Source organism: Eubacterium sp. BIOML-A2 (assembly GCF_009680135.1).
Classification (GTDB): Bacteria; Bacillota; Clostridia; order Lachnospirales; family Lachnospiraceae; genus Faecalicatena; species Faecalicatena contortus_B.
Map to the genome: position 1 here is coordinate 48,685 of NZ_WKZK01000058.1, position 11,182 is coordinate 59,866.

Annotated in this window: 10 protein-coding genes; all 10 read left to right on the forward strand. The window is 42.1% G+C overall.

The features are described 5' to 3' along the window. Positions 1-59 precede the first annotated feature (59 nt). The gene (locus GKG43_RS18185) at positions 60-641 is read left to right on the forward strand and encodes a response regulator (RefSeq protein ID WP_044926672.1); all 582 of its coding nucleotides are present in this window, start codon (positions 60-62) and stop codon (positions 639-641) included. A gap of 221 nt (positions 642-862) precedes the next feature. Beyond that, complete coding sequence (locus tag GKG43_RS18190) at positions 863-1,561, forward strand: cyclase family protein (protein WP_129879568.1); 699 nt, start codon at positions 863-865, stop codon at positions 1,559-1,561. A gap of 37 nt (positions 1,562-1,598) precedes the next feature. Then, a complete protein-coding gene (locus tag GKG43_RS18195; RefSeq protein WP_129879570.1) occupies positions 1,599-2,612 on the forward strand; it encodes a sugar ABC transporter substrate-binding protein in 1,014 nt (337 codons plus the stop codon). Between the two features lie 67 nt (positions 2,613-2,679). After that, the gene (locus GKG43_RS18200) at positions 2,680-4,191 is read left to right on the forward strand and encodes a sugar ABC transporter ATP-binding protein (RefSeq protein WP_129879572.1); all 1,512 of its coding nucleotides are present in this window, start codon (positions 2,680-2,682) and stop codon (positions 4,189-4,191) included. A 6-nt stretch (positions 4,192-4,197) separates the two neighbouring features. Further along, positions 4,198-5,220 carry an ABC transporter permease gene (locus tag GKG43_RS18205; RefSeq protein WP_129879574.1) on the forward strand — a complete coding sequence of 341 codons (1,023 nt, stop codon included), beginning with the start codon at positions 4,198-4,200 and terminating at the stop codon, positions 5,218-5,220. 39 nt (positions 5,221-5,259) lie between these two features. Then, positions 5,260-6,171: a TIM barrel protein gene (locus GKG43_RS18210; protein ID WP_129879575.1), complete on the forward strand. Its 912-nt coding sequence runs from the start codon at positions 5,260-5,262 to the stop codon at positions 6,169-6,171. Beyond that, positions 6,168-7,211 carry a galactitol-1-phosphate 5-dehydrogenase gene (locus tag GKG43_RS18215; protein WP_129879577.1) on the forward strand — a complete coding sequence of 348 codons (1,044 nt, stop codon included), beginning with the start codon at positions 6,168-6,170 and terminating at the stop codon, positions 7,209-7,211. Before GKG43_RS18210 ends, GKG43_RS18215 begins: the two co-directional genes overlap by 4 nt. Positions 7,212-7,213: 2 nt before the next feature. Further along, positions 7,214-8,269, forward strand: coding sequence for an alcohol dehydrogenase catalytic domain-containing protein (locus GKG43_RS18220; RefSeq protein ID WP_025655502.1), 1,056 nt, complete (start codon positions 7,214-7,216; stop codon positions 8,267-8,269). Between the two features lies 1 nt (position 8,270). Further along, a complete protein-coding gene (rpe, locus tag GKG43_RS18225) occupies positions 8,271-8,936 on the forward strand; it encodes a ribulose-phosphate 3-epimerase (RefSeq protein WP_117440948.1) in 666 nt (221 codons plus the stop codon). Positions 8,937-9,150: 214 nt separating this feature from the next. Then, the gene (gene rhaB / locus GKG43_RS18230) at positions 9,151-10,593 is read left to right on the forward strand and encodes a rhamnulokinase (RefSeq protein WP_129879579.1); all 1,443 of its coding nucleotides are present in this window, start codon (positions 9,151-9,153) and stop codon (positions 10,591-10,593) included. Positions 10,594-11,182 lie beyond the last annotated feature (589 nt).

Genomic DNA, 11,182 nt, shown 5'->3' on the forward strand with positions numbered 1-11,182 from the left:
AATATTTCAATACACCAGGCGGTGTGGAGGTTGAGTAATTAGAAAACGGAGTGTTCATTATGGAAGAGAGACTGAATGTATTAGTGGTTGAAGATGAGGGGATTGTGTCGGCGGGGATTGTATGCTGTGTGCAAGAATTAGGGCATACGGTGACAGGACAGGCTTTTTCGGGAACTGAGGCCATCGAACAGGCGCGTCAGAGCAAGATTGACATTATTCTTATGGATATAAATCTTCCCGACATGACGGGAATTGAAGCATTGAAAGAGATTTCCAGGATAAAAAAAATACCTTGTATATTTATTACCGGATATTCCGACAGAAAACTGATCACTGAGGCAAATAGTTTGAATACAACATATGGATACCTTATAAAGCCGGTGAATCAAAATGAACTTGCGGCTGCAATTGAAATTTCTATTAAAAGATCTGATGAGAGAAAGGAACTGGAAAGTTCCATGAAGAATGCCGAGCAGGCGCTTCAAAATCGTAAATTAGTGGAACGGGCAAAAGGATTATTAATGGACAATTTCAGGATGAAAGAAGGAGAAGCAATGCGGTATATTCAGAAGCGAAGCCGCGATGAGAACAAGAAAATCCAGATTGTGGCCAGGGATGTAATTGAATTTTTTGAAAAGTAAATGCAATTTTGTTTTTTTTCGATTTGTTTGATTTAGAAAATAAAATTTTATAAATAAAAGTTGTTATAAAGGGTTGACAAGAGAAATAAAAAATGGTATAGTTTGGTCAATAAGAAAGCTTATGGCAGGTTTTCTTTTCGAAAGTGTTATGAACGCACTTAACCGACAGGTTAAGTGCGTTTTTTTATTGCAAATCAACATAAAAAAGAAAGGAGAAGTTTATGATGAGAAAGAACGCTATTGTTGATTTAAGTCAGAAAATGTACAGTGGAAAGGAGGTTAATTTTAATTTTGAACTTGAATTACGCGATGCCGTGGAATCAATGTCTCAACTGAAGTATACCGACGACGTCTGGTATAAAATCGGTTATGTCAACATGTGTACACATAACGGAACACACGTGGAAGTTCCCCGGCATCATCAGCGTGAAGGGGCGGATCTGGTACAGGTTCCGCTTGGACAGCTTATCGGTAATCTCGTAGTGCTCGATTTTACAGACAAGCCAGTCGGCGGATGCATTACAGCTGAAGATTTGAAAAAACACGATGCAGAGATTCACGAGGGAGATATTGTATTTCTTAAAACACATACGGACCAGCTGTTTCGTACACCTGACTGGGCAAAATATCCCTACGTAACGGTAGAAGGCGTGCAGTATCTTGTAGATAAAAAAATTGGATGTCTTGGTGGTGATGGTTCTGGCATTGAGGATGAAAACGCAGAAAATCAGCCAAGCCATATCACATTATTTAATGGCGGTATCCCTCTTGTTGAATCAGCAACAAACCTGGACGAGGTTGAAAGTGGAAAGTATATGGCATTTATTCTGCCGCTTCCGATTGTAGATGGCGACGCAAGCCCGGTTCGTATTGTTGCAGTCAGCAAGGAGGCTCTGGCAGAAGAATTAGGACTGAAGTAAATGGGGTACATAAAAACGAAAGTAAAGGAGATTGATTATGAAAAAGAGATTATTAACTGTAGCTATCGTTGCAGCCATGATTGCATCCCTGGCAGGCTGTTCTAATGGTGACAACAAAACTAATGCAAAAGCGGACACAACGACTGAAACAACAGCCGATACAGGGAAAGAGAATGAGAAAGATAAAGATTATGTGATTGGGTGTGTCCTGATATCCGGTACAATTCAGCATTGCCAGTTATTCAAGCAGGGATTTGAAGAAACATGTGCGGCAAATGGAGCGGAAGCAGTAGTTTTGGACGCTAATTATGATCCGCAGGTATTGATTAGTTCAATCAATGACCTTGTGGCAAAAGGCTGCGATGGTATCGTGGTGGAATCCTGTGATGCCAATGCTCCACTGGCGGCTATCAAAGAAGCAGCGAATGCAGGCGTTGTAGTAGCCGCTGCAGATATGTATCTGGACATTTCCGAAGAAGACGGCACCGTTATTTCACAGACTGTTTCAGACAATTACAGCGGTGGGTATGAATGCGGCGAGGATGTTGTTAAGAGAGCAGACGGTAAAGATTTTAATGTATGTATTATGGAATTACAGACAAACACTTCGGCCGTAGACCGGGTAAAAGGATTCCAGGATGCGATTGAAGGACACGATAATATCAAAGTCCTTGATATCGGTACGCCAAATCCGGAGAATCTGGAACAGAAAGTAGCTGTTTGTGATGCGTGGGTCGAGAAGTTTGATAAAATTGATGCAATTTTCTGCTATCATGATCCAGCTGCCATTGCCTGTGTTTCATCTCTTAAAGCAGCTGGAAGACTCGAGAACACCTTTATCTATTCCGTGGATGGCAATGAGGAAAACTTAATTGCAATTAAAAATGGGGAGGTCACAGGCTCTGCAAAACAGGATCCATATAAGATGGCTCAGGCCTCCACAGAGGATATCTTTACTGTTCTTAACGGCGGTGCCATTGATCATGATTATTTGACGAAAGTTCCGATTACCTATGTAGATGCTTCTAATGTGGATGAATTCTTAAAATAATGAATGATTCAAAATCGGTGGCACAAATAGTGTCACCGATTGTTTTCAGAGAAAGCGGGTGAGAACAGTGAACAGCAAAATCATTGAGATGAAGGGAATAAATAAATCATTTTTTGGCGTAAAAATTCTTGAAAATACCAGCTTTGATTTAAAGTACAGGGAGGTACATGCTGTCTTAGGAGAGAATGGAGCCGGAAAATCCACTCTGATGAAATGCCTGTCCGGTATTTATCAGTGCGATAGTGGGGATATCTATTACGAAGGAAAACTGATAAAAATTACTGATGTGAGGGATTCTCTGAAGTTTGGAATTGGTTTTATACAGCAGGAAATTATTCTGGCAGAGCAGTTGAGCGCCGGAGAAAATATCTATATGGGAAGAGAGCCTAAGAACAATCTGGGGATAATTGACAGAAAAAAAATGTTCCGTGATGCCCAGAATATTATAGATGACATTGATGGAAATTTCAATGCCCACATAATTGCCAGAGATTTAAGTCCGGCACAAAAGCAGATGATAGAGATTGGCAAGGCAATCAGTCTGAATGCAAAAATTATTATTATGGATGAACCAACTGCAGTTCTGAGTAAAAGGGAAGTCGACATGCTTTTTACTCTGATTAGAAAGCTGAAAAAAAGAGGCATTTCATTTGTATATATTTCCCATCGAATGGGTGAAATATTTCAGATATCCGATAGAATCACTGTGTTACGAGATGGCAAAAACGTAAAAACCCTGCAAACCTCCCGGGCAACAGAGGATATGCTGGTGGAAATGATGGTTGGTTATAAACTGTCGGATTATTATGATCCTCAGGTAAACCGCAAAACAGGGGCTCCGGTTCTTGAGGTAAAGGATCTGACTCGTTCAGATGGAAGGGCCCGGGATGCCAGCTTTTATCTGAACAGGGGGGAAATCCTTGGCTTTGCAGGACTGGTCGGTTCCGGACGTACAGAATTGATGCAGATGATTTTTGGTATCGAGAAGCCGGAAAAAGGAACAATAAAGCTAAATGGAAAAGAAGTGAGATTTAAAAATGCAGGCAATGCAATGAAAAATAAAATTTCTCTGATTCCGGAGGAAAGAAAACTGCAGGGCGCCGTTGTAAGCAATACTGTTGAATTCAATCTGACATTGAATGTTTTAGAACAATTTTTAGGATCCGGACGATATAACAGAAAAAAAGAACATGCAATTACAGATTACTATCGTGACCACCTTAAAATAAAAATGGATTCAGGCAGACAGAAACTTACATATCTCTCGGGAGGAAATCAGCAGAAGGTTGTGCTGGCAAAATGGCTCGCAACAAAGCCTGAAATACTGATTATGGATGAACCAACCAGAGGCATTGATGTTGCCGCAAAGGCAGAGATTTATGCGCTGATGCACGATTTAACGAATCAGGGGGTGAGTATTATCATGGTTTCTTCGGATTTGCCGGAGCTTATGAATCTGAGTGACAGAATTTATGTCATGTGCGAATCAAGGATTAAAGCATGCTTTACAAGGGAAGAAGCTGATCAGGAAACGATACTTCGCTATGCTTTAGGGGTAAAAAATGGAGAAATGGAGTGATTTAAAATGAAAGAGAGTCAGTTAAAAGATTTCGGCGTTGGATTTAAAAATGCCGCAAAAGTCAATATAGGTTCTATCGTGGCATTTGCATTTGTCTTTATTGTATCTATATTCGTATCATCCAGGTTCTGTACGGTTAGTAATCTGCTGTCTGTCATGCGTAATGCAGCGACCAATTCCATATGTGCGTTTGCTATGACATTTGTCATGATTACCGGGGGAATTGATCTTTCTGTTGGATCCTTTATGTCACTTGCCGGTTGCTTATGTACCGTTCTGGTTGCCTGGAAGAATTTCCCCCTGCCGGTAGCCATTCTGCTGTCCCTTTGCGTTGGTGCCGTTTATGGCCTGATCAACGGATTGATTATAACAAAATTGAATATGCCTCCGTTTATAGTTACACTTGCAGCGATGAATATTTTAAGAGGTTCATCATACTTAATGACTGATGGCCGTCCGGTAATTATTGATAATAAAGTTTTCGCGGAGATAGGCGGAGGGCTCTGGAATAACATACCGATTCCGGTTTTCTATGTGATTGTTTTATTTATAGTGTTCTGGTTTTTGCTCAACAGAACACGATTTGGACGACATGTATATGCAGTAGGCGGGAATATTACAGCCGCAAAATATTCCGGAATTAAAACGGATAAGGTGATTACAATAACCTATGTTTTAAGTGGGCTGATGGCATCATTTGCAGGTATTATATTATCTTCCAGACTCAATTCAGGACAGCCTATTATCGGCGACGGTGCAGAGATGGATGCCATTGCAGCCTGTGTTGTGGGCGGTGTAGCAATGACAGGAGGCGCCGGTACGCTGTTCGGAACACAAGTCGGCGCATTTATTATCGCAATACTAAGCAATATCCTCAATCTGTCCGGTATTAATTCCTATGCACAGTTAGTAGCTAAGGGAATTGTTATTCTGGTTGCAGTTTACCTGTATTCATTAAGAGATGCAAAAAAGGGTATAAGATTCATGCGCATTAAGAATAGAAAGTCAAATGAAAACAGCGGAATATAAATAGGAAGATAGACTCTGGATGAGTCTGGAGGAGGTTTTATGTCTTATCGATTGGGAATCAATCTTGGCTTTGCAATAAACAAATATATAGAACCGGAAGTATGGAGTAAAATCGTCGCGGAAGAGCTGGAACTAAGATATGTTCAGTTTGTGGCAGATTTGCTGAATCCTTTTCTTCCGGAAACATACGTGGAAAGCCAGATTAAAAGGATTAAGGATGCTGTGAAATTCTATGATATCCGGGTGGAAAGCTTATTTACATCTGCATTTACAAGGGTAAACCATTTAATGCATCCGGATGAAGAGGCCAGAAAAATCTGGCTGGAATGGTTTAAATCATATCTCAGGATCGGAAGCGAACTTGGAGCTAAAAACTGCGGAAGCCATTTTGGCATTCTGACATTTCATGATTATGAGGATCCGGACAGACGGGAATTTATGATAGAAGAAGCTGTAAAAGGATGGCAGACATTAAGTTTCTATGCAAAGGAGCTGGGGTATGAATGTTTAATATTTGAACCGATGAGTGTTCCAAGAGAAATGGCGAATACCATAGCAGATACAAAAGAGCTCATGGACCGGGTGAACGCTAACTGTGGAGTTCCGATGAAGGTCTGTCTGGATATAGGACATGCACCGGATCCAAAGGAAAGGGATCCCTACCCGTGGATTCAGGCCCTGGCAGGCGTATCGCCGGTGATCCATTTGCAGCAGACAGTTTTAAATAAATCAAATCATGCCCCCTTTACTGAGGAAAATAACAGAACGGGGATCATCAAAGCGGAAAAGGTTATGGAGTGTGTAAAGCAGGCCGGATGTAAGGACAGCCTCTTTGCATTTGAAATTTCACACCGCGAACATTATGATACAGAGTTCAGAATCATTCAGGATCTGAAAGAGAGTGTAAAGTACTGGAAACCCTATATTACAAATCAGGAGGTGGCAGTTTGAAGGCCTGTGTATTACATGCGGTAAACGATTTGAGGTATGAGGAAACTAAAACTCCGGTGCCACAGGAGGATGAGGTTCTCCTGAAAGTCAGGGCGGCCGGAATATGCGGAAGTGATGTTCCCAGAGTATTTGAAAAAGGAACTTATCACTTTCCAACGATACCGGGACATGAATTTTCCGGTGAGATAGTTAGTGTTCCTGAGGGAGGAGATTCTTCCCTGATTGGGAAACGTGCGGCTGTATTTCCGTTGATTCCGTGTATGGAATGCGCTCCATGTTCTGCAGGCTTATATGCCCAATGTAAGAATTATAATTATTACGGTTCACGCTGCGATGGAGGGTTTGCAGAATATATTGCCGTAAAGAAAAAAAACCTTGTATTTATACCAGATAATGTATCCTATGAAGAAGCGGCCATGTGCGAACCAACAGCCGTTGCAATCCATGCGGTTACGCGGGCGAGAGTTGGATACGGTGATGTCGTCACTATTTTCGGTGCGGGAACAATCGGTTTGCTTCTGGCGAAAATAACTGCAGCATATGGCGCTTCGAAGGTCATTTTATTTGATGTGATGGAAGAGAAGCTGGAATTTGCCAGAAAGCTTGGTTTTACATATTGTTATAATAATGCAAAGTGTGATGTGAAAGACATTGTTGCAGGCCTCACGAATCAAAAAGGTTCCAATGTGACTATCGAAGGAACAGGAGTCAGCGCGGCGCTGGAAAATTGTATTCAGGTAACGGGAGTATCAGGACAAATTGTTCTGATGGGGAATCCAATAAAAGAAATGAAACTGTTACAGGATAATTACTGGGGGATTTTACGGAAACAGCTGACCTTAAGAGGAACATGGAACTCAGATTTTAATGGAATGAAAAATGACTGGCAGACGGCTGTACAGGCAATGCCAAAATTGAAGCTGAAAGAGCTCATATCTCATAAGTTCCATTTTTCAGAATGCAGGAAAGCATTTCAGACGATGAAAAGCAAAGATGAATTCAGTGTAAAAATAATTTTTATTAATGAAAGTGAGGAATAGGGATGAAGGCAGCATTTTATTTGGGAAATGAACAGATGGCAGTCAGGGAAGCGCCCAGGCCTGAAACAGATGCAGATAGTGTTTTGGTCAGAGTGCGGTCCTGTGCGGTCTGCGGCTCGGATATCAGAATTTTTCATTCCGGAAATAATCGTGTGACTCCGCCACAGATACTGGGTCATGAGATTGCAGGAGACGTTGTGGAAGCCGGAGCGAATGTTACCAGAGTGAAGGTTCAGGACAGAGTTGCGATTGGCGCTGACGTTCCCTGCGGAGAATGCTCATTTTGCGAGTCCGGAATCGGAAACAACTGCCAGATTAATTATGCTATGGGTTATCAGTTTGCAGGCGGTTTTGCCGAATATGTTCTGTTGAATAAAACCGTTATGAATTATGGACCGGTACATCTTTTACCAGATCATGTTACATATGAGGAAGGTTCGCTTGCAGAACCGCTGGGGTGCGTATTGAATGCTCTGGATTTAGCGCCGGTACGGTTAAATGACGTGGTGTGCGTTATTGGGGCCGGCCCGATCGGAATGATGCTCTGCTGCGTTGCCAGACGAATGGGCGCGTCGAAAGTAATTCTTGTGAATCGTTCGGAGCAAAGACTGGAGATTGCAGAAAAGCTGGATGTGGCTGATATTTATGTTTGTTCCGGGAAAGAGGATGCAATCCTCAGAGTGATGAAAGAGACAAATGGACTTGGCGCAGATGTGCTCTTTACTTCCTGCCCATCTCCTCAGGCGCAGACGGATGCGATGCAGATGGCGAAGAATCGTGCGAGGGTATGTTTCTTTGGCGGGCTGCCAAAAGAAAAGAGCCAGGTTACCATTGATACAAATATAATCCATTACAAAGAACTGTTCATCACAGGCGCTCATGGAGCAACGCCTTATCATCATGGAAGGGCAGTGGAATTAATCGCTTCCGGCGTCGTAGATGTAAAGAAATTTATTTCTGCCAGCTATCCATTGCATGAGATTGATAAAGCTTTTGAAGCTGCAGAGAAGCACTCAGGTCTGCGTATTATAGTGAATCCACAGGGGGGAGATCTGTAAAATGAGAGGTAAACTATCCCCTTCTATGATGTGCGCTGATATCAGAGATATGGACAGATATTTGAAAGAGTTTGAAAAAAATGGCGTTGAGTATTTGCATATTGATATTATGGATGGACATTTTGTGCCTAACTTCGCATTGGGTACGGATTTTATTCGGAATCTGAGAAAATGCACCTCTATACCACTCGATATCCATATGATGGTAAACAATCCGGAAGACCGGCTGGGCTGGCTGGATATCCATAAAGGAGATTACGTATCTGTGCATTATGAAAGCACAGTACATATACAAAGAGTATTGAGCGCTATCCGGGAAATGGGCGGAAAACCAATGCTGGCGATCAATCCGGGAACACCGGTTGAAGTATTGAAATGGCTGCTGGATGATTTGGACGGTATACTGATCATGACTGTAAATCCGGGATTTGCAGGACAGAAATTGATTCCTCAGTCATTAAATAAAATCAAAGAAGTAAGAGCTTATCTGAATACAAATGGGAAAGAGAAGATAGAAATAGAAGCAGATGGAAATGTCAGCTTCGAGAATGCAGAAAAGATGCGGAGGGCGGGGGCGGATATCTTTGTCGCCGGAACTTCCAGCGTGTTTAATAACGAAATGAGTTTAGATGCGGCGTTGAATAAATTAAGAAATATCGTTCATTGAACGCAGCAGGTCACCTTATTTAAAGTTTACCCGGATTCTGTATCTTGATTGGATATTTTTGTGATTCATTATAAATGATTATACCACAAACGACAGGCTCCCCGGAGCCTGTCATCTGTGTGTTGCAGATAAAACAGGACGTTAATCCATTGATAATAAGAAAATGGGTTCAATAGTATATAGTAATTTTTGACAGAGAAGGGGGAAATCTAAGATGATTAGATATTATCTGGCGGTAGACATCGGGGCATCAAGCGGGCGCCATATGCTGGGCTGGCTGGAAAATGGGAAAATGCAGATACAGGAAGTTCACCGTTTTCAAAATGGAATGAAAGAAATCAATGGATCCCTTTGTTGGGATGTAGATCAGTTGTTTAAAGAGGTGATCGCCGGATTAAAAAAATGCCGTGAGATGGGGAAGATTCCAGAAAGCATGGGAATTGACACGTGGGGAAATGATTTTGTATTGTTGGATGAGGACGGTCGGAGGATCGGAAATGCAGTCGGCTATCGGGATGCAAGAACGAATGGCATGGACAAAGAGGTGTACCGTGAGATTTCGGAAGAGGAGTTATATGCGCGTACTGGAATTCAGAAGCTGATGTTTAATACAGTATATCAGCTTATGGCATTGAAGATGCAGTATCCGGATAATCTCCAGCAGGCGGATACATTGCTTTTAATGCCAGATTATCTGCATTATCTTTTAACAGGTATAAAGGCAGCTGAGTACACGAATGCGACCACGACACAGCTGGTCAATGCAAAAACAAAAGACTGGGACCGGGAGCTGATTGCCCGGCTGGGATATCCCGGGAAGATTTTCCAGCAGATACGAACGCCGGGAACCAGGCTTGGGAAATTTTCCCGGGAAATCTGCGAATTAGTCGGTTTTGAATGTGAGGTTGTGCTTCCGGCAACTCATGATACCGGTTCGGCGGTTCTGGCGGTTCCATCACATGAGGAACGGACAATGTATATCAGCTCAGGGACATGGTCACTAATGGGAGTGGAGAGGATGGATGCGGACTGCTCGCCTGGGAGCAGGAGACTCAATTTCACCAATGAAGGGGGATATGAATACCGTTTCCGTTACCTGAAAAATATTATGGGGCTGTGGATGATTCAGAGCGTAAAAAAAGAATTGCAGGATGCTTATTCGTTTGCAGAACTTTGTACTCTGGCAGAAAAATCAGGGATTTCTACCATCGTAGACTGTAATGCGTTAGAATTTCTTGCGCCTGAATCCATGATGAAGGCAATATACGCACAGTGTAAAAAGCAGAGTTCTATATCGGAAGCAGGTGAGCTTCCGCAGACACCGGGCGACTATGCACGCGTAATATACCGGAGCCTTGCAAAGTGTTATCAGGACACGGTAAAAGAGTTAGAGAATCAGATGGGTTGTGAATATGGGCAGCTTCATGTAGTAGGAGGCGGTTCAAACGCAGCATATCTTAATCAGCTGACGGCAGAGGCGACGGGAAAAAAGGTTCTGGCCGGGCCGGCAGAGGCAACCGCAATCGGTAATCTTATGGTACAGATGCTGGAAAAGAAGGTGTGGAAAAGTCTGCGTGATGCAAGAGAGTGTGTATATAAATCATTTGATGTTCAGGAGTTTAGTCCTGGCAAAGGGGGTACTTCACCTATTGCCTGAACATTCATCTTCGCGTTTTTTGAAAACGTATATTGTTTGTTTTATTACTGTTCTCAGATTAGATATTGTATTGCAGCGTGCTATCAGGATATGGAGGGATATGTAAATGCTACATATGGACTGGATATGGAGAAGATCGGCGTTATTGGATTCAGCGGTATGATGCCACGGCTACCTTACATTTATATAAGGTCGGAGAGCTACTGACAGCGTTCCGTACATGGAGAAATAGCATTACCGGTCAAGCATCCAAAATACTGCAGAAAGTAACCGGCAAATAATAATGCGGTAAAATCTTAAATTACTCCAGCCCTTTGTGAGTTGGAGTAATTTAATATAATCCACTATAAGTATGTTATTTCTGTTTTTCGTTTATCTGACATATTATCTTTCGTGTCCAATTCATCGGCAAATCTGCTTGTCACCTACATTTCATTTCTTGATACTGACTAAGGCGTGATTTGTAATCGTCAATAGGGAGCATTCTTGAATGCTGTGAAAAACTTTGTTAAGCTAGCGTAAAATTTTATTCGGATTAAATGAAAAGAGGACACCACTTTGTGATAAAGTATTTATGGCTTGCAACCAA

Coding starts and splice junctions, on each gene's coding strand:
- GKG43_RS18185 (WP_044926672.1), top strand. CDS start 60: ATGGAAGAGAGACTGAATGTATTAGTGGTTGAAGATGAGGGGATTGTG.
- GKG43_RS18190 (WP_129879568.1), top strand. CDS start 863: ATGATGAGAAAGAACGCTATTGTTGATTTAAGTCAGAAAATGTACAGT.
- GKG43_RS18195 (WP_129879570.1), top strand. CDS start 1,599: ATGAAAAAGAGATTATTAACTGTAGCTATCGTTGCAGCCATGATTGCA.
- GKG43_RS18205 (WP_129879574.1), top strand. CDS start 4,198: ATGAAAGAGAGTCAGTTAAAAGATTTCGGCGTTGGATTTAAAAATGCC.
- GKG43_RS18210 (WP_129879575.1), top strand. CDS start 5,260: ATGTCTTATCGATTGGGAATCAATCTTGGCTTTGCAATAAACAAATAT.
- GKG43_RS18220 (WP_025655502.1), top strand. CDS start 7,214: ATGAAGGCAGCATTTTATTTGGGAAATGAACAGATGGCAGTCAGGGAA.
- rpe (WP_117440948.1), top strand. CDS start 8,271: ATGAGAGGTAAACTATCCCCTTCTATGATGTGCGCTGATATCAGAGAT.
- rhaB (WP_129879579.1), top strand. CDS start 9,151: ATGATTAGATATTATCTGGCGGTAGACATCGGGGCATCAAGCGGGCGC.